General features: G+C 65.5%; 20 protein-coding genes. 14 read left to right on the top strand and 6 right to left on the bottom strand.

Annotated elements, in window-relative coordinates:
- Nucleotides 1-160 precede the first annotated feature (160 nt).
- Complete coding sequence (locus tag I9018_RS19395) at nt 161-961, bottom strand: LuxR family transcriptional regulator (protein ID WP_241107258.1); 801 nt, start codon at nt 959-961, stop codon at nt 161-163.
- A 193-nt stretch (nt 962-1,154) separates the two neighbouring features.
- Here I9018_RS19395 and lexA point away from each other — a divergent pair, with 193 nt between their 5' ends.
- The 11 genes from lexA (at nt 1,155) to I9018_RS19340 (ending at nt 14,743) form a co-directional block, all read left to right on the top strand.
- Nucleotides 1,155-1,772 (top strand): transcriptional repressor LexA, encoded by a 618-nt coding sequence (gene lexA / locus I9018_RS19390; RefSeq protein ID WP_124347988.1) that lies wholly within the window; start codon nt 1,155-1,157, stop codon nt 1,770-1,772.
- Nucleotides 1,772-2,389, top strand: a complete 618-nt coding sequence (imuA, locus tag I9018_RS19385) for a translesion DNA synthesis-associated protein ImuA (protein ID WP_022639437.1) — start codon at nt 1,772-1,774, stop codon at nt 2,387-2,389. Before lexA ends, imuA begins: the two co-directional genes overlap by 1 nt.
- A 7-nt stretch (nt 2,390-2,396) precedes the next feature.
- Nucleotides 2,397-3,812: a DNA polymerase Y family protein gene (locus tag I9018_RS19380; protein ID WP_241107257.1), complete on the top strand. Its 1,416-nt coding sequence runs from the start codon at nt 2,397-2,399 to the stop codon at nt 3,810-3,812.
- On the top strand, nt 3,809-6,949 hold the full coding sequence (locus I9018_RS19375; protein WP_241107256.1) for an error-prone DNA polymerase: 3,141 nt from the start codon (nt 3,809-3,811) through the stop codon (nt 6,947-6,949). Before I9018_RS19380 ends, I9018_RS19375 begins: the two co-directional genes overlap by 4 nt.
- Nucleotides 6,950-7,197: 248 nt before the next feature.
- Nucleotides 7,198-7,857, top strand: coding sequence for a CsgG/HfaB family protein (locus I9018_RS19370; RefSeq protein ID WP_152899490.1), 660 nt, complete (start codon nt 7,198-7,200; stop codon nt 7,855-7,857).
- A 29-nt stretch (nt 7,858-7,886) separates the two neighbouring features.
- Nucleotides 7,887-8,258 carry a DUF4810 domain-containing protein gene (locus I9018_RS19365; RefSeq protein ID WP_241107255.1) on the top strand — a complete coding sequence of 124 codons (372 nt, stop codon included), beginning with the start codon at nt 7,887-7,889 and terminating at the stop codon, nt 8,256-8,258.
- The gene (locus I9018_RS19360) at nt 8,255-8,911 is read left to right on the top strand and encodes a DUF799 domain-containing protein (protein ID WP_241107254.1); all 657 of its coding nucleotides are present in this window, start codon (nt 8,255-8,257) and stop codon (nt 8,909-8,911) included. The genes I9018_RS19365 and I9018_RS19360 overlap by 4 nt, the downstream gene beginning before the upstream one ends.
- Nucleotides 8,912-9,126: 215 nt before the next feature.
- A complete protein-coding gene (locus I9018_RS19355; RefSeq protein ID WP_241107253.1) occupies nt 9,127-11,238 on the top strand; it encodes an ATP-binding protein in 2,112 nt (703 codons plus the stop codon).
- A 201-nt stretch (nt 11,239-11,439) separates the two neighbouring features.
- Nucleotides 11,440-11,706, top strand: coding sequence for a DUF1652 domain-containing protein (locus I9018_RS19350; protein WP_241107252.1), 267 nt, complete (start codon nt 11,440-11,442; stop codon nt 11,704-11,706).
- A gap of 105 nt (nt 11,707-11,811) precedes the next feature.
- Entirely contained in the window at nt 11,812-14,373 is a 2,562-nt protein-coding gene (locus I9018_RS19345) for an excinuclease ABC subunit UvrA (RefSeq protein WP_241107251.1), read from the top strand.
- Nucleotides 14,374-14,509: 136 nt separating this feature from the next.
- Complete coding sequence (locus I9018_RS19340) at nt 14,510-14,743, top strand: DUF465 domain-containing protein (RefSeq protein ID WP_241107250.1); 234 nt, start codon at nt 14,510-14,512, stop codon at nt 14,741-14,743.
- Nucleotides 14,744-14,907: 164 nt separating this feature from the next.
- Here the strand turns inward: I9018_RS19340 and I9018_RS19335 are convergent, their stop codons facing one another.
- Both I9018_RS19335 and I9018_RS19330 read right to left on the bottom strand, forming a co-directional pair.
- Entirely contained in the window at nt 14,908-16,017 is a 1,110-nt protein-coding gene (locus tag I9018_RS19335) for an SMP-30/gluconolactonase/LRE family protein (protein WP_241107249.1), read from the bottom strand.
- A gap of 25 nt (nt 16,018-16,042) precedes the next feature.
- Complete coding sequence (locus I9018_RS19330) at nt 16,043-17,212, bottom strand: SRPBCC family protein (protein ID WP_241107248.1); 1,170 nt, start codon at nt 17,210-17,212, stop codon at nt 16,043-16,045.
- Between the two features lie 88 nt (nt 17,213-17,300).
- On the opposite strand from I9018_RS19330, the gene I9018_RS19325 reads away from it, so the two are divergent.
- The gene (locus I9018_RS19325; RefSeq protein WP_068581188.1) at nt 17,301-18,218 is read left to right on the top strand and encodes a LysR substrate-binding domain-containing protein; all 918 of its coding nucleotides are present in this window, start codon (nt 17,301-17,303) and stop codon (nt 18,216-18,218) included.
- Nucleotides 18,219-18,354: 136 nt separating this feature from the next.
- A complete protein-coding gene (locus I9018_RS19320) occupies nt 18,355-19,599 on the top strand; it encodes an EAL domain-containing protein (RefSeq protein ID WP_241107247.1) in 1,245 nt (414 codons plus the stop codon).
- 10 nt (nt 19,600-19,609) lie between these two features.
- Here the strand turns inward: I9018_RS19320 and I9018_RS19315 are convergent, their stop codons facing one another.
- Nucleotides 19,610-20,083 (bottom strand): hypothetical protein, encoded by a 474-nt coding sequence (locus tag I9018_RS19315; protein ID WP_241107246.1) that lies wholly within the window; start codon nt 20,081-20,083, stop codon nt 19,610-19,612.
- A gap of 164 nt (nt 20,084-20,247) precedes the next feature.
- Here I9018_RS19315 and I9018_RS19310 point away from each other — a divergent pair, with 164 nt between their 5' ends.
- The gene (locus I9018_RS19310; RefSeq protein ID WP_241107245.1) at nt 20,248-21,153 is read left to right on the top strand and encodes a LysR family transcriptional regulator; all 906 of its coding nucleotides are present in this window, start codon (nt 20,248-20,250) and stop codon (nt 21,151-21,153) included.
- Nucleotides 21,154-21,196: 43 nt separating this feature from the next.
- Here the strand turns inward: I9018_RS19310 and I9018_RS19305 are convergent, their stop codons facing one another.
- Complete coding sequence (locus I9018_RS19305) at nt 21,197-22,543, bottom strand: OprD family outer membrane porin (RefSeq protein ID WP_241107244.1); 1,347 nt, start codon at nt 22,541-22,543, stop codon at nt 21,197-21,199.
- Nucleotides 22,544-22,635: 92 nt separating this feature from the next.
- Entirely contained in the window at nt 22,636-23,979 is a 1,344-nt protein-coding gene (locus I9018_RS19300) for a citrate-proton symporter (protein WP_241107243.1), read from the bottom strand.
- Nucleotides 23,980-24,019 lie beyond the last annotated feature (40 nt).

The following is a 24,019-nucleotide window of genomic DNA, read 5'->3' as shown; positions in this document are numbered from 1 at the left end:
TACGCCGGTTCTCGGGATGCTGTCGGGGAGGGTGCGAGCCGAGGTTAGAAAGGCCGGGGCAATCGATAAATACACCCGTGGAGGTAGAGGCGGCAGGCGATCATTGGCCTGGCCCCAGGGCAAGTGTTTCCTTCGGAAACAGCCTTGGCCGGGGCGAGCGTCACGCCAGGGCAGGCGGGCGCGAGGCTTGCTTGAGAAACAGGTCGCATAGCTGCATCTGCGAGGACACCGCAAGGCGCGCGTAGATATTGCGCCGATGCACCTTGACCGTGCCGGGGCTGATGCCCAGGTGCCGGGCGATGAGCTTGCCGGGGTTGCCTTGCAGCATCAGGCGCACGACTTGCCGCTCCCGTGGGGTCAGGAGTTCCCCGGCAAAAGTCGCCAGTGCCTGCTCCAGGGGGCTGGTGGCGCTGGGTGGTGCGCGATGCTGGTCGCTGTAGCTGCGCAGCAGGTGCTGGAGGATCGGGTAGATGTTGTGCAGTGCTTGCAGCTCCTGGGTGCTGGCCAGGCAGCGCGAACGCCTGCCGATGGACATGACCAGGGTGGTCTGGGCATCGACGGGCACCAGAACGCCGATTTCATCGGCCAGGTCCAGCTCCTGGTAGTAATGCCGGTAGTAGTCGGTGTCGCGCAGCTGGCAGGTGCGCTGGTTGATGCGCAGGATGCCGCTGGTGCGGCCGTCGATGATGGAGCAGGACACCGGGTCCAGGCGGTAGATGTCGTCCAGGTAACGCGCGATGTAGCGTTCGTGCTGCTGGGCGGGATAGTCCTCGTAGAGGATCTGCGGACGGCAGCCAGCGCGATAGGACTTGATGACCACGTTGTCGTGGGCCAGCAAGGACTGCAGGGAGTACGACAGCAAGTCCGGGAACCCCGGGTGGGCACTGTTCTCCAGCAACCTGGCGAGCATCTGGTGCCAGTCGGCCATTTCCCACTTCGCCAGCGCCTTGGTCAGTTGCATGGGTATCCCCTGTTCGCGTGTTCTGGGTGGCTGTCGGTATTGGCAGCAAATGCAGTGCCATCTCGTGCTTGGCCAGGATTCGCGTAGTGCCCTGTTTCCCAAGGCCCGCCGCTGCTTGCCCAGCGCTCGATCGGACGAGTGGTGTTCGGATATTTCGTACGATTCTTGTCAGAAAATTCCGAGAGGAGTACAAATGTACTCCATGACGACTTTATCTCCCCGGCGCAGTGCCATCCTGACCTTTATCCGCGAACGCATCGCCGATCGCGGCCAGCCGCCGAGCCTTGCCGAGATCGCCGAGGCCTTCGGTTTCGCCTCGCGCAGCGTGGCACGCAAGCATGTACTGGCCTTGACCGAGGCCGGTTTCATCGAGGTCAACCCGCATCAGGCGCGGGGTATCCGCCTGCTCAACCAGGCACCACGCCCCGAGCTGCTGGAGATCCCGGTGCTGGGCCGGGTCGCCGCCGGTGCGCCGATCGGCGTCGATGCCGAGATCCATGGCCAGTTGCTGCTGGACCCGGGGTTGTTCTCACGCACGCCCGACTATCTGTTGCGGGTCCAGGGCGACTCGATGATCGACGACGGCATTTTCGACGGCGACCTGGTGGCGGTACGCCGCAGCGCTGAGGCGCGCAATGGCCAGACGGTGATCGCCCGGCTCGATGGCGAGGTGACCATCAAGCGCTTCGAGCGCAAGGGGCAGAGCATCCGCCTGCTGCCACGCAACCCGGCCTACCAGCCGATTGAGGTCACGGCCGATCACGAGCTGTTCATCGAAGGCGTGTTCTGTGGCCTGGTGAGGCAGGGCTGATGGGCGCTGTGGTCGCACTGGACTCGCTGTTCAATGCCGGGCGAGTCTGGAAGGGCCGCCCGGCGGCCGTGCCCGCCAGTGTGCATGCCACCGGCCACGCTGCCCTGGATGCGGTGTTGCCCAGTGGCGGCTGGCCGGAAGCGGCGCTGACGGAAATCCTCGTCGCCGCCCAGGGCCTGGGCGAGTTGCAATTGCTCTGGCCCAGCCTGGCGCGGCTGGCGGCGGCGGGGGAGCGCATCGTCCTGGTGGCGCCGCCGTTCGTGCCTTTTCCCCTGGCCTGGCAGAACGCCGGGGTGGATCTGCGCCAGTTGTCGATCATCCAGGCCGCAGAGCGCGACGCCTTGTGGGCCGCCGAACAGTGCCTGCGCTCGGGCAGTTGTGGCGCGGTGTTGTGCTGGCCGCAACAGGCCGACGACCGGGCCCTGCGGCGTTTGCAGGTGGCGGCCGAAAGCGGCCAGACCCTGGCCTTCGCCTACCGTCCCCTGGAGGCCGCGCACAATCCGTCGCCAGCGGCCCTGCGCCTGACCTTGCAGGGCCATCCTGCGCAGTTGCGGATTCTCAAGTGCCGGGGTGGCCTGGCCCATCCACAACCGATTGCCCTGCAGGCCGGGCACTGAGGTCGACATGCGCTGGGTGTGCATCCTGTTCCCGCAATTGGCGCTGGACGCGGTACTGCGTCAGCGCGCCGAGCCCCAGGCGCCGTTGGCGCTGCTCAGCGGCAGCCCGCAACGTCGAGTGATCCAGGCGGTGAACGACGCCGCCCGCGAGCTGGGGTTGCGCCCCGGGCAATCGCTGACGGCCGCCCAGGCCCTGGCCCAGGATTTCGCCTGTGCCGAGTACGATCCCCAGCAGATCGATCACTGGCAGCAGTTCCTTGCCGCCTGGGCCTATGGTTTCAGCTCCCAGGTCAGCGTGGCCTATCCGCGCACCCTGGTGCTGGAAATCGAATCGAGCCTGGGCCTGTTCGGGCCCTGGCCACAGTTGCAGGCCCGGCTGCGCCAGGAACTGCAGGCCCTGGGCTTTCGCCACCGTATCGTCGCTGCGCCTAACCCGGCGGCGGCCCGGGTCCTGGCCAACGCCTACGATGGCCTGGCGGTGGCCGACCAGCAGGCCTTGCACCAGGCCCTGGGGCCGATACCCGTCGAGCGCCTGGGGCTGGCACCGGAGCAGGCCACGGCCTTGTCGCGCATGGGCGTGCGCAGCTTCGCGCAACTCTATGGCCTGCCGCGCCAGGGCCTGGCCCGGCGTTTCGATGGCGGCTTGCTCAGGCAACTCGATACCCTGCTTGGCGAACGTGCGTTGGGGCTGGCCTTCTACCAGCCGCCGGATCGTTTCGACCTGCGCATCGAGCTGAACTTCGATGTGCAGTCCCACCAGGCGCTGCTGTTTCCCCTGCGTCGCCTGACCGCCGACCTGGCGGCCTTTCTCTGTGGTCGCGACAGCGGCGTGCAGCGCTTCGTCCTGCACCTGGAACACGCTGAAGGCGCCGACACCCTGGTCCCTGTGGGGTTGCTGGGTGCCGAGCGCGACCCGGCGCTGCTCTTCGAGCTGGCCCGTGGGCGCCTGGAGCAGATCCAGGTACCCGCGCCGGTGCGCAACCTGCGCCTGGTGGCCGAGGACCTGCCACTATTCGTGCCTCGGCATACGGAGCTGTTCGAGGAGCGGCCACAGCAGAACCTGCCCTGGGAGCAATTGCGCGAACGGCTGCGGGCACGCCTGGGAGACGATGCGGTACAGGGCCTGGGCTATCGCGCCGACCACCGCCCGGAGCTCAGTTGGTTGCCCCAGGCCGACCCACGGCCGTGCCCGGCCAACCCGGGCTTGCGCCGCCCAGGCTGGTTGCTCACCGAGCCCCAGCCACTGGACGAGGGTTCGGTGCAGATCGTCATGGGCCCGGAACGCATCGAGTCCGGTTGGTGGGACGGTGCCGATGTGCGCCGTGACTATTACCGAGTCCAGACTCGCACCGGCCAGCAGGGCTGGGCTTATCGCCAGGTGGGCGAACCCGGGCCGCTGCTGCTGCAAGGCTGGTTCGCATGAGCGGCTACGCCGAGCTGCATTGCCTGTCCAATTTCAGCTTCCAGCGTGGCGCCTCCAGTGCCCGGGAGTTATTCGAGCGCGGCCGGGCCCTGGGCTACCAGGCCCTGGCGATCACCGACGAATGCACCCTGGCTGGTATTGTGCGGGCCTGGCAGGCCGCCCGCGAAACTGGCTTGAAGCTGATCGTCGGCAGTGAGATGCAGGTCGAGGAGGGCCCGCGCCTGGTGCTGCTGGTGCAAGAGCTGGCCGGTTACCAGGCCCTGTGCCGGCTGATCACCCAGGCCCGGCGCCGGGCCGAGAAGGGGTGTTATCGCTTGTTGCGGGAGGATTTCGCCGAGCCCTTGCCCGGGTTGCTGGCGTTGTGGTTGGTCGATGAGAAGGGCGCCCCCGATGCGGCGTCCTGGTTGCGCCAGGTGTTCCCCGAGCGGCTGTGGCTGGCGGTGGAACTGCATTGCGGCCAGGACGATGCCCGGCAGTTGCAGCAACGCTTGGCCCTGGCCCGGCAACTGCGCCTGCCAGCGGTGGCCTGTGGCGATGTGCACATGCATGTGCGTGGGCGCCGGGCCCTGCAGGACACCATGACCGCGATCCGCCACCACCTGCCGGTGGCCGAGGCCGGGCAGCGCCTGTTCGCCAATGGCGAGCGCCACCTGCGGCCGCTGCCGGTGCTGCAAGGCCTGTACCCCCAGGCGCTGCTCGATGAGTCGCTGGTGATTGCCGAGCGCTGCCATTTCGACCTCGGCCAGTTGCGCTACCAGTACCCTCGGGAGCTGGTGCCCGAGGGCCACGACGCTGGCTCCTGGCTGCGGGTCCTGGTCCGCGAGGGGATTGCCCGGCGCTGGCCCGCCGGGGCCCGACCCGGGGTGCTGGCGCAGATCGAGAACGAGTTGCAGGTGATCGGCGAGCTGGGCTACGAGAGCTACTTCCTCACGGTGCATGACATCGTCGCGTTCGCCCGCGAGCGGCACATTCTCTGCCAGGGCCGGGGCTCGGCGGCCAACTCGGTGGTGTGTTTCGTCCTGGGCATCACCGCGATCGACCCGGATCGCTCGGTGATGCTGTTCGAGCGGTTCCTGTCCAAGGAGCGCAACGAGCCACCGGACATCGACGTCGATTTCGAACACGAGCGCCGCGAAGAGGTGCTGCAGTACGTGTTCCGGCGCTATGGCCGGCATCGTGCGGCGTTGACGGCGGTGGTCAGTACCTATCACGGCGCCGGGGCGGTGCGCGACGTGGCCAAGGCCCTGGGCCTGCCGCCGGACCAGATCAATGCCCTGGCCGCCTGCTGTGGCCGCTGGAGCGATAGTGCGCCTGATCTCGAGCGCCTGCGTGAAGCCGGTTTCGACCCCGAGAGCCCGTTGCTGCGCCGGGTCCTGAGCCTGACCGGGCAGTTGATCGGCTTTCCCCGGCACCTGTCCCAGCACCCCGGTGGCTTCGTGATTTCCGAACAGCCCCTGGACAGCCTGGTGCCGGTGGAGAACGCCAGCATGGCCGAGCGCACGGTGATCCAGTGGGACAAGGACGACCTGGACATGGTCGGCCTGCTCAAGGTGGACATCCTCGCGCTGGGCATGCTCAGTGCCATCCGCCGTTGTTTCGACCTGATCCATGGCTACCGTGGCCAGCGCTATACCCTCACCAGCATTCCCAGCGAAGACCCGGCGACCTACGCGATGATCGGCCGGGCCGATACCATCGGCGTGTTCCAGATCGAGTCGCGGGCGCAGATGTCGATGCTGCCCCGGCTCAAGCCGAAGAAGTTCTACGACCTGGTGATCGAGGTGGCCATCGTCCGCCCCGGGCCGATCCAGGGCGGCATGGTCCACCCTTACCTGCGCCGGCGCGATAAAAAGGAACCGGTGACCTATCCCTCGCCAGCACTGCAAGAGGTGCTGGTGCGTACCCTGGGGGTGCCGCTGTTCCAGGAGCAGGTGATGCAGATCGCGGTGGTGGCGGCCGACTACACCCCGGGCGAGGCCGACCAGCTGCGTCGCTCCATGGCGGCCTGGAAACGCCATGGCGGCCTGGAGCCCCATCGCCAGCGCTTGCTCGATGGCATGAAGAGCAACAAGTACAGCGAGGAATTCGCGGCGCAGATCTTCGAGCAGATCAAGGGCTTTGGCAGCTATGGTTTTCCCGAGTCCCATGCCGCCAGTTTCGCCCTGCTGACCTATGCCAGCTGCTGGCTCAAGTGCCATGAGCCGGCGGCCTTCGCCTGCGCCCTGATCAACAGCTGGCCCATGGGCTTCTACAGCCCGGACCAGATCCTCCAGGACGCTCGCCGCCATGGCCTGGAAGTCCGCCCGGTGGACGTTCGAAGCAGCGACTGGGATTGCAGCCTGGAGCCGATCGCAGGCCCGTCCGGGCCCGCCCTGCAGATCGCGGGTGCAGGGCCGTCGGACGCTGTCGCTTGCGCGGCCTCCGGCCAGCCGGCCCTGCGCCTGGGGTTGCGGATGATCAAGGGTTTTCGCCAGGAGGACGCCCTGCGTATCGAGCAGGCTCGGGGCCAGCGGGCCTTTGTCGACGTCGCCGACCTGGGGGAGCGGGCCCGGCTCGATCTGCGTGCCCTGGAGCTCCTGGCCGATGCCGGGGCCCTGCGAGGCCTGGCCAGGGACCGCTTCCAGGCACGCTGGGAGGTGGCAGGAGTGGAGAGGCAGCTGGGCTTGTTCGCCGACCTGCCCGCCCGAGAAGAGGCGCCGGTGAGCCTGCCCCGGCCCAGCGTCGGCGAGAACCTGTATGCCGATTACCTCAGCCTGGGCACCACCCTGGGCCCGCATCCCCTGGCCTTGCTCCGGCCCCAGCTCGCGGCCCGGCGCTGTCGCAGCTCCCGCGATTTGCAGGGGCTGGAGCATGGACGCTCGGTAAGCGTGGCCGGGATGGTCACCGGGCGCCAGCGTCCGGGCACCGCCAGCGGAGTGACCTTCGTCACCCTGGAGGACGAGTTCGGCAATCTCAATGTCGTGGTCTGGCGCGATCTGGCCGAGCGCCAGCGCCGGGTGCTGGTGGGCGCGCAACTACTGCGGGTCGACGGCACCCTGGAGGTCGAGGGCGAAGTACGCCACCTGGTGGCCGGGCGCCTGAGCGACCTGACCCCGCTGCTGGCCGGGATCAAGGTGCCCAGCCGGGATTTTCGTTGAACGATCAAGGGCTTGCCTGGATACCTGGAAATGCTCTGCCAATTCATTGGCGCCAAGGTTTTTTTATTCCTTTTCGCGATGATAGCGCTTTGGCATAATCGCCGCCGGTGACGCCCCCCGCGTCAAGATCCAGAACATCCGAACCGTCTTTTTCGAACCCGTGCCTGTACGGATTCGCGGTGGTTGGTGGGTGCAAAAGCAGTTGGATACTCAAAAAGGAACATAGAGTGAGAGTGATCTCGAAGTTGATGTTGTCGGGCGCTGCAGTGGCGGTGCTGGCAGGTATGAGCGGCTGTGCCACGGAAAGCTCCCGGGCCTTGCCGGTGGAAAAGGTCCAGAGCGCCAGCCAGGCCTGGAGTGGTACCCGGGTGCCGATGGCGGTGGGCAAGTTCGATAACCGCTCCAGCTACATGCGCGGGATTTTCTCCGATGGTGTCGACCGCCTCGGCGGCCAGGCCAAGACCATCCTCATCACTCACTTGCAGCAGACCAACCGCTTCAACGTGCTGGATCGCGACAACATGGGCGAGATCCAGCAGGAAGCGGCGATCAAGGGCCAGGCACAGAAGCTCAAGGGCGCGGATTTCGTGGTGACCGGCGACGTCACCGAGTTCGGCCGCAAGGAAACCGGCGATCACCAGCTGTTCGGCATTCTCGGCCGTGGCAAGACCCAGGTGGCCTACGCCAAGGTGGCCTTGAACATCGTCAATATCAGCACCTCCGAAGTGGTCTATTCCACCCAGGGCGCCGGCGAATACGCCTTGTCCAACCGTGAAGTGATCGGCTTCGGCGGCACGGCCTCCTACGACTCGACCCTCAACGGCAAGGTCCTGGACCTGGCCATGCGCGAGGCGGTCAACCGCATGGTCGAGGCCATCGACGCCGGCGCCTGGAAACCAGGTCGCTGATCACCACTGCCAACAGGGAAAGTGCACATATGTTCAAGATCATGATGGCCCGGCCAGCGCTGGCCGCTGTCGTGCTGGGCAGCATATTGCTGGCCGGCTGCAGCGGACCGAAGACGCTGTACCAGTGGGAAAGCTACCAGTCCCAGACCTACGAGTACTTCAAGGGCGAGGGCGCCCGCGAGGCCCAGGTCGAGGCGCTGGAGCGCGACCTGCAGAAAATCAAGTCCACCGGCAAGGCGGTGCCGCCGGGTTACCATGCACACCTGGGCATGCTCTACGCCGGCCTGGGCAAGGATGACCAGATGGTGCAGCAGTTCAACACCGAGAAGGCGCTGTTTCCGGAGTCGGCGAAGTACATGGACTTCCTGCTCAAGAACGCCAAGCAGGGGGCCGCGCAATGAGCCTGTCGACCCTGCGCAACCTCCTGGGCCTGCTGACGGTCAGCCTGCTGGTGGGCTGCGCCGCCCCCAAGACCGTGGACTACGCGGCCTATAAACAAGCCAGGCCGAAGTCGGTCCTGGTGCTGCCGCCGCTCAACGAGTCGCCGGACGTCAAGGCCACCTACAGCATGCTGTCCCAGGTGACGCTGCCGTTGGCCGAAGCCGGTTACTACGTGATGCCGATCGCGGTGGTGGACGAAACCTTCCGTCATAACGGCCTGACCAACCCGGCGGATATCCACGGCCTGCCGCCCACCAAGCTCAACGAAATCTTCGGTGCCGATGCCGGCCTGTACATCACCGTCAAGGAGTACGGCACCCGCTACATGCTGATCAGCAGCGAGACCGCGGTGACCGCCAGCGCCACCCTGGTCGACCTCAAGACCGGCACCACCCTGTGGACTGGCAGCGCCCGGGCCTCGAGCGAGGAAGGCAACAACAACAGCGGGGGCCTGGTGGGCATGCTGATCACCGCCGCGGTGAAGCAGATCGTCAACACCTCCACCGACGCCGGCCATCCGATCGCCGGTGTCACCAGCCAGCGCCTGCTGTCGGCCGGGCAACACAACGGCCTGCTGTACGGTCCGCATTCGCCGAAATACGGCACCGACTGATTCATCCGGTGCGGGCAATCCGACCCTGCCAGGCGGCGCCGCGAGCGTCCGCCTGGACTGGCCGGCATCGCCTATCCTGTCTGTTCAGTCTTGCCGGGTGCGCAGGTCCAGCTGAAATCCGGAAACCATTGCCCCGGCCGGGCCTCCAAGGCTCGAGGGCGGTGTGCAGCCCTTTGCCCATCCATGCCGTGCCACGTTCTTCACAGAGTCCGTTCATGCCGTTCTTATCCGATCATCATGGGTGCCAGGGCTGGAAAGGCGAGATGGCCAGTCGCATCCGCGCCTTCGACTGGTCCCTGACCAGCCTCGGCCCGTTGCAGCACTGGAGCCACAGCCTGCGCAGCACGGTGCAACTGATGCTCGGTTCGCCCGTGCCGATGGTGATGCTCTGGGGCCCCCTGGGCTACATGATCTACAACGACGCCTATGCGGTCTTCGCTGGCGGACGCCATCCCTACCTGCTCGGTTGCGCGGTGGAGCGCGGCTGGCCGGAGGTGGCCGAGTTCAATCGCGGAGTGATGAACACCTGCCTGAGCGGCGGCACCCTGACCTACCACAACAAGGAACTGGTGCTGCTGCGCAACGGGGCGCCGGAGAGTGTCTGGCTGGACCTCTACTACAGCCCGGTGGCCGATGATGACCAGGCCCCAGCGGGGGTCATTGCCATCGTCGTGGAAACCACCGCCCATGTGATTTCCGAGCAGCGCCGGCAGGCTGCCGAGGCGGCCTACCGAGCCGAGAACGAGCGAGTCCAGCTGGCCTTGAATGCCGGGGCGCTGCTCGGTTCCTTCGTGTGGGACATCCAGCACGATAGGTTTTCCAGCGACGAGCGTTTTGCCCGGACCTTTTCCTATCCGGTCGGGCAAGCCCTGGACGATTTGCCGATCGCCGTCGCTGAAAGCCGCATCCATCCCGATGACCTGCCACGCATTGGCGAACTGGTGGACTACAGCCGGACCCATGGCGGCGCGTACAACGCGGAATATCGGATACGTCGCGCCGACGATAGTTACAGCTGGGTGTTGGCCTGCGGTCGTTGCGAGCTCGACGACCAGGGCCGGGCCTTGCGCTTTCCCGGGGTGCTGATCGATATCCAGGAGCGCAAGCTCGCCGAAGAAGCCTTGCGCCAGTTGACCCGCGACCTGGAGCAGCGGGTGCTCAAGGAGGTCGACGCGCGGTTGAGCGCCGAGGAGCGCTTGCGCCAGGCGCAGAAGCTCGAGGCCATCGGCGGGCTCACCGGTGGCGTGGCCCATGACTTCAACAACCTGTTGCAGGTGATCTCCGGCAACCTGCACCTGCTGGCCCGCCACGAGCCGGATAACGCCAATGTGCAACGACGGACCGGGGCCGCGCTGGCGGCGGTGGAGCGCGGGGCCAAGCTGTCGGCGCAACTGCTGGCCTTCGCGCGGCGCCAGCCGTTGTCCCCGGCGGTCTACGATCCGCGCCACCTGTATGAAGACCTGGGCGAACTGTTGCAGCGTGCCCTGGGGGAAACCATCAGCCTCGAAGTACAGCTGCCCGAGGACCCCTGGTGCATCCATGTCGACCGCAACCAGCTGGAGAATGCGGTGCTCAACCTGTTGCTCAATGCCCGGGATGCCATGGGCGGTGAGGGCAGTATCCTGATCAGCGCCGAGAACCTGGTGCTGGAGCGCGAGCAATGCCTGGGCAAGGACATCGAGCCCGGCCAGTACTTGTGCCTGACCGTGGCCGATACTGGTGGTGGCATGTCGGCCGAGGTCTTGGCGCAGGCCTTCGAGCCGTTCTTCACCACCAAGAGCGATAGCCACGGCACCGGCCTGGGCCTGAGCATGGTGTTCGGTTTCGTCAAGCAGAGCGGCGGCCATGTGGAGATCCTCAGCAGCCCCGAGCAGGGGACCCGGGTCCGGATGTATTTCGCCCGTTGTGCGGGGCAGGAGACGCCCGCGGTGCGCAAGCCCCATAGCCATGGCGCGGGCGGCCAGGAGAGCATCCTGGTGGTGGAGGACAACGCTGATGTGCGCAGCGCCGCGGTGGAGATGCTCAGGCTCGAGGGATACCGGGTCAGTACCGCGGCCAGCGGTGATGCCGCCATGCAGATGTTGTTGGAGGGGCTCAAGGTGGACCTGATCTTCACCGACGTGGTGATGCCTGGCCTGATCAAGAGCACCGAACTGGCCACCTGGGCCAAGACCCAGGCCCCGCCGATCGCCGTGCTGTTCACCTCCGGGCACACGCGCGACCTGATCTCGCGGGACCATTTGCTCAGCCCGGACACTTACCTGTTGAGCAAGCCCTACGGACCCGAGGACTTGAGCGCCATGGTGCGCTCGCTGCTGGGGACCTGACGGCGCCAGTGTGACGCGGCGCATGAAAATCCAATCGGCCTGACGACAAACTGGCGCCAGGCTTCTAGTCTGTACCGAATTGAATGAACTTGTACTGTTTGGCCGATGACCAAGGACAGGGGGCACCGACCGCCTGATCCCACAACAACAATGCTTGTCTTGCGCGGTTTTTTCCTTTCAACCTCTTTGGATCCTCTGCCCGTGATCTCTACCCTCGAACTGCGCAGAATCATCGAAACCAGCTTCCTGCCCCTGCACTGCCAATGCACCATCGGCCATGACCGCGCCATGACCGTGCGTATCTGCGATCCGTCCAGTGGCCGGGTCGATCTGTTCGTGACCGGGATCGCCACCCGCGACTTGACCAGCGCTCGGGCTATCGGCGAGCTGATTGCCGAGCTGCGCTACGATCTTCGGCACACCGGCCTTACGGCGGAGCAGGGCGGTCGACGCTCGGGGGAGCGCTGAAGACTGGCCGAGGCGTTAACGGGCCTGCCCCGGAACCTGGGGATTGTGTGATGATCGGCGCTCGGCGCCCCTCACATCTTGCGGTTTCCCAGACAAGGCAGGTCCATGACGTCTACGCGTAATCTTCCCCCTGAGCCCCAGGCCAGCCAGCTGCCTGAGCACTGTTCAGGTTTTGTCCGGGTAAAGGGTGCCCGCGAGCACAACCTGCGTAATGTCGACGTGGACATTCCCCGGGATGCGTTGGTGGTATTTAGCGGGGTGTCCGGTTCGGGCAAGTCATCCCTGGCGTTCTCGACCTTGTATGCCGAGGCCCAGCGCCGTTACTTCGAGTCGGTTGCGCCTTACGCCCGGCGCCTGATCGACCAGGTCGGGGTGCCGGATGTGGACCGTATCGATGGCCTGCCACCCGCGGTGGCCCTGCAACAGCAGCGCGGCAGCCCCAGCACCCGCTCCTCGGTAGGCAGCGTGACCACCCTGTCCAGCCTGGTGCGCATGTTGTACTCCCGGGCCGGCAGCTATCCGCCCGGGCAGCCGATGCTGTATGCCGAGGACTTCTCGCCCAACACTCCCCAGGGCGCCTGCCCGCAGTGCCATGGCCTGGGCCGGGTGTACGAGGTCGATGAAGCGAGCATGGTCCCCGACCCTTCGCTGACCATTCGCCAGCGTGCGGTGGCCTCCTGGCCCCTGGCCTGGCAGGGGCAGAACCTGCGGGACATCCTGGTAACCCTGGGTTATGACGTGGACATCCCCTGGCGCGAGCTGCCCAGGGAGCAGCGCGACTGGATCCTCTTCACCGAGGATACGCCCACGGTGCCGGTGTACGCCGGGTTGACTCCCGAGCAGACTCGCCAGGCCCTGGCACGCCAGCAGGAGCCCAGCTACATGGGCACGTTCAGTGGGGCCCGACGCTACGTGCTGCATACCTTCGCCCACACCCAGAGCGCGCTGATGAAAAAGCGCGTGGGGCAGTTCATGCGTGGCAGTCCATGCCCGTTGTGCGAAGGCAAGCGGCTCAAGCGCGAGGCGCTGGCGGTGACGTTCGCCGGGATGGATATCGGTGAACTGGCACGCATGCCGCTGCTGCAACTGGCCGAGGTGCTCAAGCCCGTGGCGGCTGACGCCGGGGCGCCACGGGGTGTGATGCCGTTGTCGCCGGAGAAGCGCCTGGCGGCGCAACGTATCGCCCAGGACCTGCTGGAGCGAGTCGGCTCCCTGATCGACCTGGGGCTGGGCTACCTGGCCCTGGAGCGCAGTACCCCAACCCTGTCCCCTGGTGAGTTGCAGCGCCTGCGCCTGGCGACTCAGCTGGGGTCGCAACTGTTCGGTGTGATCTATGTGCTGGACGAGCCTTCGGCGGGGCTGCACCCGGCGGATGCCGAAGCCTTGTTCGAGGCCTTGCAGCGGCTCAAGGCCGCAGGCAATTCATTGTTCGTGGTGGAGCATGACCTGCAGATCATGCGCCGGGCCGACTGGCTGGTGGAGGTCGGCCCGGCCGCCGGCGAGCGTGGTGGCCAGGTCCTGTACAGCGGGCCACCGGCGGGGCTTGCGGCCATCGAGGCCTCGCAGACTCGCCGTTACCTGTTCGCCGAACAACCTGCGCCCCGGCGTCCGGTACGCGAGCCCCAGGGCTGGCTGCGCCTGGAGGGCATCACTCGCAACAACCTGCAGGCACTGGATGTCGAGTTCCCCTTGGGGTGCTTCATCGCCGTGACCGGGATCTCCGGTTCCGGCAAGTCGAGCCTGGTGAGCCAGGCCCTGCTGGAGTTGGTGGGTGCCCACTTGGGCCGGGAGCCGGACGGCGAAGAGGCACCGGAGCTGGATTTGCAGGACGATGCCCCCATCGGCAGCGCGGGGCGGATTGCCTCGGGCATGGAGCGGATCAAGCGCCTTGTGCAAGTGGACCAGAAACCCATCGGCCGCACGCCACGCTCGAACCTGGCGACCTACACCGGTTTGTTCGACCAGGTGCGCAAGCTGTTCGCAGCCACTCCTGAGGCCAGGGCCCGGGGCTATGATGCCGGCCAGTTCTCCTTCAACGTCGCCAAGGGCCGTTGCCCGGCCTGCGAGGGCGAAGGGTTCGTCAGTGTCGAATTGCTGTTCATGCCCAGTGTCTTTGCGCCGTGCCCGACCTGTCAGGGCGCGCGTTATCACCCGCAGACCCTGGAAGTGACCTGGCAGGGCCTGAACATCGCCCAGGTATTGCAACTGAGCGTCGAGCAAGCCTTGCCGGTATTCGCCGAACAACCGGGGATCCGTCGCGCTCTGCAAGTGCTGCACGACATCGGCCTGGACTACCTGCGCCTGGGGCAGCCGGCTACCGAGCTGTCCGGCGGCGAGGCGCAGCGCATCAAGCTGGCGACCGAACTGCAACGCAATGCCCGCGGTGCCACTCTCTATGTGCTGGACGAGCCCACCACCGGCTTGCACCCCCGGGATGTGGACCGCCTGCTGGAGCAACTGGACAAGCTGGTGACGGCAGGGCATAGCCTGGTGGTGGTCGAGCATGAGATGCGCGTGGTGGCCCAGGCCGACTGGGTCATCGATATCGGTCCGGGGGCAGGGGAGCAGGGAGGGCGCCTGGTGGCCAGTGGTACGCCGGAGCAGGTGGCCAGGCACCGCGGCAGCCGTACCGCGCCATTCCTGGCCGCTGCGCTGGGGCAGAATTGATCCAGGACAGGCAGTGGCGACGAACGGTTACCGCTGGTCTGATTGGCGGTCGACAGACCGAGGGAGCCAAGGCCATGCTGACAACTGGCAGGGGCGCGATGACGCCCGTGCTACCGATCAACCACGGAGGTGTTCCATGCCGGTGACCCACGACCTTTACCAGGACCTGAGCTGCAGTAAAGAAGACATTCAGCAGCGTCGGGCCCAGGACCCCCACTTGAATGCGCTGTTCGATAAATACACCAGCATCGATGACCAGGTGCTCGAGGCCGAAGCCGCCGCTGCCGCAGATGACGTAGTTAGGAAACTCAAGGAAAGACGCCTGCTGATCAAGGACGAGATCTGCGACAAACTCACCGCCCGCTCCTGACCTCCCGCCCATCGCGCCTGTGGCCCGGGCCACAGGCGCGCGTAGTTGCTTGCCTTCCACGATATGACCGGCTGCTGCAACCGCTGCCAAGCCTGCGCCAAGATCCACAGGCTCTTCAACGAATCCGAAAGCGCCGCCTCCCCGCGATAGCGGTTACACGAAGCTCAGCGCTCGGCCGCCAGGGCCTGTTGCAGTGGCAAACGCGCCATGTGCCGGGCGGTCAGGGAGCCCAGGTACAACGCATCGCCATATTCACGCACCGTGGTGATCGGCGAGTAGTTGCCGCTCGTGCCGTCCTGCAGGTTGGCAATGACCCGGCCCTCGGTGTCCAGGCCCACGACGAAGCCGCGCTTCTCCACCGGCTTGGGTAGCACTTGCATGGCCCGCACCAGCATCTTGCGCACATAAGGGTACGGGGCTGTGCCGTCCAGCAGCGGATTGCGCGGTGCATACAGGGCTACCCAGAAACGGTCGCGGCCATTGAAACTGAGGTTGTCCGGCAAACCCGGCAGGTTATCGATGAACAGGTCGTGCTGGCCTGCCTTGTCGCCCTTGAGCCAGTAACGGCTGATGCGATAGGCACCGGTCTCGTTGACCAGGACAAAGCTTTCCTGCGGCCCCAGGGCGATGCCGTTGGCGAATTCCAGGCCGTCCAGCAGGACCTCGGTCCGGCCGTTCTGGAAGTCGTAGCGCAGCAGGCGGCCATCGCCGCCGTGCTCGATCACCGCTTCACCGTCGCGACCGTAGCCCCAGCGACTGCTGGCATCGCTGAAATAGGCATAGCGCCCGGCGGCATCCACCGCGACATCATCGGTGAAGCCGAATTTCAGGCCATTGGCCTCGCTGCTCAGGGTCTGTAGCTGGCCCTGATTGTCCAGTGCCAGCAGGCCCTTGATGGCGTCGGCGATGATCAGCCTGCCGTCGGGATGTCGAGCCAGGCCCAGAGGCCGACCACCGGTGTTGACCAGCACCTTGAGGCTGTTGCCGTCCAGGCTGGCCTGAACCACCCGGCCATCGTGCAGGCCGGTGATCAACTGGTCGTTTTCCAGCAGCAGCGCCTCGGGCCCGGCGATATCCCGGGCACCGACTGCCTGCACGGCCTTGAGCTTCTGGTTCTCGGCGAACGGGCCCTGGCTCAGGGAGGGGGCCGGCGCCGGATTCCAGGCCACCGGCTGGACCTTGGTCGGTGCCAGCAACAGGAAGGCCAGGATGGCGATGACCAACAGCAGGATGATCCGGCCGGGACCGAAACGGCGAGGGGCGATCTGATTCATGCAGTGACTCCTGTCTGTGGGCGGTTCAGGACGGATGGCCTGCCGTGACGGTGGGCTCCAGGGCGATGGCTTGCTGAGCCATGTTGCACAATGCCTGCATCGAGGCGGCAGATTCCCGTTCTATCCGTCGTTTGAATAACAGCCGATTACCCAAGCGCATCAGCAGGTTGTCGAAACGGTACTCCAGGGTGCGCACGAAACGGGTCTGCTCGGCCGCCAGGGGCTGGCATTCGTAGGTGACCTGCAACCATAGACCATGATCGCCCCGGGCAGTGGCCCGCCAACGCTGTCCAGGCAGGTACTCCTCGACGCGCCAGCTCAGGTGGCCATGGCGTCCTCCGGCATGGATGTCTTCCTCGAAGCCCTGGCCGCCTGCCAAGGGGCCCTCGGCGCCCTCGACCTTGAGCGACGAGGGATGCCACTGCGGCCAGCGCCGTGGGCTGGCGGCATAGGCCAGGGTCAGGGTGCTGCTGCGGGGGATGTCGACCTGGTGCTGCATGCGCGTCATGGAGGTCGCTGCACTGGAGGAGGATTCCGGGACGTCTTGCGCTTGCCAGTACAGGGTGCCGAACAGCCAGTCCATCAGCGGCAGGACGATGTTGAAGTTACGCTCCTGCATCAGCTCGCGACGATGATGCAGTTCGTGCAGCTGGCGCATCTGGCGGATCCAGGGCAGGCGTGCCAGGGGGTGGCTGGCCGGCAGGTGCTCGCAGGCGTGGAAGACCTCGTAGGCCAGGTAGCCGATCAGCGTGCAACTGGCGAACAGCGCCGCGACATTGGTGTTCCACAGGCTCAACAGTGCCCACAGGGGCAGGGCGAACAACAGGCTGTGGAGCACGATCAGCCAGGCCGGGAACAGGATGACCCGCCAGTCCCGGAAACCTTCGTAGGCCATCAGGCCCGGTGTGAAGAAGCTGTGGTGATCGCCGGTATGCCGGGCGTAGAACATCCGGGCAAACCCCTGTTTGTGATGCCCCAGCCAACGGTGCACCACATAGATGCACAGGTTGAAGAACAGCATCGCCAATGGCACTGCCAACCATTCCAGAGGCTGTACCCGATCCAGGGTGCTGCACAGCAGGGCGATGCACAACACACCATAGGCCAGGACAAAACCGCCGTGCAGCCAGGGGTTGTAGCCTGGGCTGACCGCGGCCCGGTATTGCTGGCGAAAGTGCTGGGTGGTTTCTCGCACGGCGGTGCTCCCGTTGTTGTTTTTATTGACTGCAGCCTAGCGCCGGACAAATTATCCAGCCAATGGATAGTTGGAATGAGCATTATTCATGAAGCTGAATGTGCAGCGCCTGGACCTCAACCTGCTGCGGGTATTCGATGCCCTGATGCAGGAACAGAACCTGTCCCGGGCCGCGGTGCGGCTGAACCTCAGCCAGCCGGCGGTGAGCAATGCCCTGGCGCGTTTGCGCCGGCACCTGGATGAGCCGCTGTTCATCCGCACTGCCCGGGGCATGCAGCCCACTTCCCGGGCCCAGAGCCTGCACATCGCCGTGCGCCAGGCCCTACACCTGCTGCAACAAGGCCTGGACCCGTCCGCCGCGTTCGATCCGGCCGCGGCCGATCAACTGTTCACCCTGTCGATGAACGATTACGCCCAGGCCCGCTTGCTGCCGGCACTGTCCCAACGCTTGCAGCAAGTGGCGCCCCGCATCCGCCTGGCGGTACGCAGCGATAGTGCCGACTCGCTGGCCGCCTGGTTGAGCGCGGGCATGCTGGATCTGGCCGTGGACTACCTGTATTTCGACAATCCGGACCTGTGCTACCAACCCTTGCTGGAGGAACAACTGGTGGTGATCGGTCGCGCCGACCACCCGGCCTTTACCCCGGAGCTGGACCTGGCGGCCTACCAGGGCTGCCAGCATGTGGCGATTCCCGATCGGGGCGGGCGAGGCTCGCCCCTGGAGATCGTCCTGGGATCAGCCAGGGTCCAGCGCCAGGTGCAACTGTTCGTACCCAATTACCTGAGCATTCCGCTGATCGTGGCGCAGTCCGATCTCTTGGGGACGGTGCCGCGGCACCTGGCCGAGCACTTCGGCGCCTTGCTGCCGATCCGCATGGCCAGCCTGCCGTTGCTGGCCGCACCGGTACAGGTCAGCCTGATCTGGCATCGCCAGCAACAACAGGCGCTGGGGTTGCAGTGGTTGCGAGGCGAGATCGGCATGCTTTGCGGTGTGACGGCGAGCTAGACCCTTGACCTTCGTACTGGCGGGGAGGCGTGGCCCGGGCTGTTCAAGGGCGTAGGGACAAGGGCGAGCAGAGCAAGAAATTTCTCACTTTTATTCAAGAATTGTCTTGAGTGCCCCCGGGATTGCGTTGGCTAGCATGAGTTTTTTCCTGGAGTTGCAGGTCATGTCGCTAGTGAGCGTGCTGTTGTTGTGTTCGAACGCTTTGCGGGTCCAGCGATTTGCGGGACTGTTCTCCAGCACCGGGGTTGCCCGGGTCCAGACGATCACCTGGGACAGCGACTGGAGCCGTCTTCCCTCAGCCGGACCAGCCCCGGACCTGGTGATTTGCGACTCGCTGCCCTCTGCCGTGGCCATTCCCTATCTGCGGCGGCTGTTCGAGTACTACGGCTTTTTTTCCATGATCGAGTGCGAGGCACTGGAGGCCCCGGTTCGCTGGGGGCTGGCCAATTTCCGTGGGTATTCGGGCAAGCATTACCTGGGCAGCTACAAGGACCTGGAGGTCGCGCAACTCCATGAACTGCTGCGCAAGGCGGTGCTCGTCAAGCACAAGGTCGCGAGCCGCAGGCGTGACCGGGCGCCAGTGGACAAGAAGCCCTTGACGCAATCGGATGTGCTACAGGCTTTGCAGTCGCATCAGATCGTTCCCTACTTCCAACCGCAGGTGTGCCTGAAGAGCCGACGTATCACCGGGGTCGAGACCCTGGCCCGCTGGTCGCACCCCGAGCACGGTGTCCTGGGACCGAAGTCATTCCTGGCGCTGCTCGATGACCCCGAGCACCATCGCCAGCTGTTCGATTGCCTGCTGCTCCAGGGCCTGAAACTGCAACGGCAGTTGTCGACGCGGATGCCAGGCAATGACCTGGTGTTTTCCTACAACATCGAAGCCTGCCAGTTGTGCGATCCCGATTTCGCCAGGCAAGTGCTGCAGCAGGTTGGCGCGGCCGGGGTCCCTGCATGGCAGGTCGCCCTGGAGGTTACCGAGCGTGAAGCACTGGTACTGGACTTGCCAGGCATCGAGAACATCAGCCAACTGGTGAAGGGCGGAGTACGGCTGTCCCTCGATGACTTCGGCACGGGGCACTCCTCGATCTTGCGTCTTGCCCAGATCCCCTTTGCCCAGGTCAAGCTCGATGCCGGGTTCATTGGCAATGCCCTGGGAACCAAGGAAACAAGAATCATCGAAGCCGTGGTTGCGTTGGCCCGAGCCCTGGACGTAGAGCTGGTGGCCGAAGGGGTGGAGAGCGACAGGCAGAGGACGCATCTGCGGCGCCTTGGGGTTGATGTCGCCCAGGGCTATCTGTTCTACAAGCCGATGGATGGCGCGACCCTGTTCCAGCTCCTGCAGGAGCAGGGGAGAGCACGCCAGGCTCCGGGAGCCTGAGCGAGGCGTCTCAAGGTGCCTTCAACATCACATAGGCTTCGCCGCCACGGCGATCGTGCATGAGCAGGAAGACCTGTCCGCCGATGGTGAGCCGGGCAGGCAGGCTTTGCTCTACCGGGGTACTGGAGAACTTGCCGGCGACACCGAGAAATTGCTGGGTCAACGAGTTGTCGTTCTGGGTCGGCGTGGTCACCGCGCATTCCTTGTTGGCTCGTACCTGGACCCCCAGTGTCTGGTCCTGGTTCATGCCCATCATGGCAAAGCCGGCATCGCTCAATCCACCGATGCCATGCTCGCGGGCAGCGGTCTGGGCCCCGGCGAAGGAGGGGGCGGATTTCAGGCAGATATCGCGAAAGGCCAGGATCCCGGCGGAGGTGACCGTAGGCTCCGGATCGAGCTGGCGGGTGATGCTGCTACAAGCGCCAAGCTGTGCCAGGGCGGCGAACAGCGTGGCAAACAGGGCGGTGCGGGGCAGGGGGGGCATGGTCGGTCCTCGGGCGCGGCAGGGCTGTCTAGCAGGTTAGGCAGCGCAGGCTGGTAGATCAATGTTTGCGGCGTGACCCTCCCTGGTCATAACGCCCTGGCTACCCGCGCTGGCGCAGTATTTGCCTGTTTCCCCGATCCGTTCAGCGACAGGGATCGATAGCCATGCAATTACGCGCGTTGCGTTACTTTCATGAGGTGGCCCGGTGCGCCTCCTTGCGCCAGGCGGCGGAGCGCCTGTACGTGACTCCCACGGCCGTGAGCCGGCAGATCGAGCAGCTGGAACACTTCTTTGGCAGCGCCCTGATCGAGCGCGGCCCCCGGGGGATTCGCCTGACGGTGGAGGGCGAGTGCCTGGCCGAGCAAGTGGCCTCGACCTTGCGCGGCTTCGACCAGGTCCGCGATGTGATTGCCAGTCGGCAAAGCCAGGTCGCCGGTAACGTCAGTATCCATGTGTCGGAAAGTATCGTTTCCAGTGTGCTGGCACCGGTGCTGGCGGCGTTCTATCGCAATCACCCCAAGGTGACCTTCAATATCGTGATCGCCAGTGCCGGTGCCACCCTGGACGCCCTGTGCAGTGGCGAGGCCGACCTGGGCCTGGCCTTTTACCTGCAGGAACGTGCCGAGGTGGAGGTGACCGCCCAGTGCCAGTTGTGGCACCGGGTGCTGGTCAGCGCCGAGCACCCGTTCGCCCAGCACCCGAGCATTCGCCTGGAGGATCTTGAAGACCAGCCCCTGGCGATTCCCGGCTCGGCCTATGGCGTGCGCCAGGCACTGGAAGGGGCGGCGAAGAAGCGTGGGGTGAACATCCTGCCGGTTTTCACCACCAGCTCCCTGGAAGTGCAAAAAAGCCTGGCGCGCCAGCGTGCAGCGGTGCTGATCCTGCCCCAGGTGGATGCCGAGGCTCGCGACCTGGGGGATGGCCTGGTGGCTGTGCCGATCGACGATGAGCACCTGGAGCGCATCCGTGTCGATCTGTGCGTGTATCGCAATCGCCCGTTGTCGGTGGCCACTCTCCAGTGCCAGGCGATGCTCGCCCGGGCCATGCAGCATCACGCCCTGGCCGACTGACCGGACAACCTGCTGCGCGTTGCCTTGCGGGGCAGTCGCGACCCTAGAACAGGTTGAACGGAAAGTTGCCCACCAGGCGCAGCTCGTCGTAGCTGCCGTCGATCTGCCCACCGCTGGCGCGATGGTTGTAGACGATGGTTCGCAGTACCGCGTCCTTGAACCTGCCGGACTGCACCACATAGGCCAGCGTCAGGCCGTTTTCGTCATGCTGGGCGCCGTCCAGGCCACGCACGTTGTAGCCTCGGTTGCGAGCGTTGCGGTCGCCACGGTAGTGCGTGCCGTCGATGTTCCAGCCCTTGGCATGCCACAGGCTGGCGCTCAGGCCTGGTACGCCGAAGGCTGCCAGGTCCAGGTCGTAGCGCAGTTGCCAGGATTTCTCGTTGGGGCCGTTGTAGTCCGAGTACAACGAGTTGGCCATGTAGTTGCCCGTGGACTCCCACACATAGTCGAAGTACTCGTCGCCGAACACCTGTTGCCAGGCCAGGGTCAGGCCGTGGGCCTGGTGGCTGGCGGTCAGTGCGAGGCTGAAGGCGTCGTTGGCGATGTAGCCCAGGCGCTGCTGGCCCTGGTCCCGGGTGTGGTAGTAGTTGAATGCGGTCTTCAATGCCAAGTGGCTCTTATCGCCAGCGCGCTGGGTCAGCCCCAGGTAGTACTGGTCCCACATATTCTCGAAGCGCGAGGCATAGAGACTGCCTTCCAGGCCCAGCCCCGGCTTGAGTGTCGCCCCCAGGTAGCTGATGCGCTCGCCACTGTAGGCTCGATTGCCGAACGTGGTGGTCAAGCGCTCGCTGCCGGTGCCGGTCCGTGGGATTGCCCGGTCGAAGCTGCCGGCTTGCAGCGCCAGCCAGTCGGTTTCATTGCTGTACAGGCCCACGCCCTGGAAACTCGAAGGCAGGGCACGGTTGTCCTTGTAGCGCAGCACCGGGTTGTCGGTCATCAGGCGTCCGGCCTTGAGTTCGGTATTGGACAGGCGCAGGCGTACATCGCCGATACCCAGGCGGCTCCAGGTCGGCAAAGCATCACCGGCACTGTCCACCAGCACCCGATCACCGCCATTGGCTACCCGGCCGTGGCCGCGTTCCAGGTTGACCGCGCTGAACAGCCCGGCGTCGACACCGAAGCCGACCAGGCCCTGGGTGTAGCCCGAGCTGTACTTGAGCATGCCGGTCTGGACCCAGGTCTGTCGGGTACGGGTGCGCTCGATACCCTCGGCTTTCTTGATCCCAAGGTAGGTATCACGCCGGGTGTGCTGGTTGGAGTAGTAGTGACGCAGGTTCAGATCCAGGTGGCTGCCCTCGAGGAATCCCGGGGCTTGGGCCTGTGGGTTGTCCTGGGCCCAGGAGGGCGCGCTGGCGAACAGGGCCAGGCTGCAGAGTGCGAAGGGTTTCATGTGGCTTCCCTGAAAACGAAGGCGATGTCGGGCCGTCCGTGACCGCCAGGGCGGCACGGTAGCGAAAAGATCGTCGAGTGCAAAGCGGTCGGTTAGCGGGCTCGTGCCAGCCCTGCTTCCGGGTTGTCGCGCCCTGGAGTTTCGGGGCGGGTTTCCTTGGCGAACCAGGCCGCTGCCAGGCAGACCAGGTTGGCCAGCAACAGGTAGCCCACGGGGGACATGGGGTTGCCGGTGGTGCCGATCAGCCAGGTGATGATGATCTGCGCCGTGCCGCCGAAAGCCGCCACGCCGAAGGCGTAGACGATGGAGAAACCCGTGGAGCGCACGGCCTTGGGGAAACTCTCCACCAAGAGCACGATCAGCGCCGCGCCACTCATGCCATGCAGGCCCGATAGCACGGCCAGGGCGGTGAGAAAGGTGATGGGGCTGGGGTGTTCGGTCATCAGTTGCAGGGCCGGGAACAGCACCAGTAGCAGCACTACCCTGGGGGCCATGAGGATGGTGCGCCGGCCGTAGCGGTCGCAGAGCATGCCACCGGCGATGGCGCACACCGCCATCGCCGCTCCGGCCACCAGGGTGGAGAGCATCGAGATGCTGGTGGGCAGCTTCAGCTCGGTGAGGGCGAAGGTGGTCATGTAGTTGATGAAGTACTGGGTGATGGTGCTCCCGGAGAGAATCAGCAAGCCCAGTACCAGTGCCCGGCGATGGGCACCGAAGACCTGGCGCACCAGGCTGCCGGTACTGGCCTGTTCGCCCTGGCCATGGAAGGTCTCCGCCAGGTTGCGCCGGATATAGATGCCGATCGGCAGCACCAGCAGGCCGAACACGAAGGGTACGCGCCAGCCCCAGCGGTTGAGGTCTTCGGCGGACAGCAGCTGGGTCAGGATATAGCCCACGGTGCCGGCGGCCATGGCGGCGACACCCTGGGCCACCACTTGCCAGCAGGCATAGGTGCCACGCTTGTGTGCCGGTGCGGCTTCGAGAATGTAGGTGGTGGCCGGGCCGGCCTCGCCACCCCAGGCCAGGCCCTGGATCAACCGAGTGAGCACCAGCAGGATCGGCGCGGCGATCCCGATACTCTCGTAGCCCGGCAGGATGGCGATGCTGCCGGTGCCCACGGCCATCATCACCAGGGTCAGCAACATGGCGGGCTTGCGCCCGACGCGGTCGGCATAGGCACCGATCAGTACCGCCCCCAGGGGACGCACGATAAAACCGACGCCAAAGGCCGTGACCGACAGCAGCAGGCTGACGAAGGCGCTGTCGGAGGGAAAGAAGGTATGCCCGATCATCACCGCGAAGGTGGCGTAGACCCCGAAGTCGAAGAATTCCACGGCATTGCCGAGGATCACCGCGAACACGCTGCGCTTGCCTCCTGGTGCATTCGGCGCTGGCGCATCATGGGGTAGGGAATGGGTGTGGTGGTGACTGTGCATACTGGCCCCTCGAATTTTTATTCATAGGTTGCCCAGGCTC

Source organism: Pseudomonas sp. MPFS (genome assembly GCF_022537035.1).
GTDB classification, from domain to species: Bacteria; Pseudomonadota; Gammaproteobacteria; order Pseudomonadales; family Pseudomonadaceae; genus Aquipseudomonas; species Aquipseudomonas sessilinigenes.
This window is presented reverse-complemented; position numbering and strand designations above follow the sequence as displayed.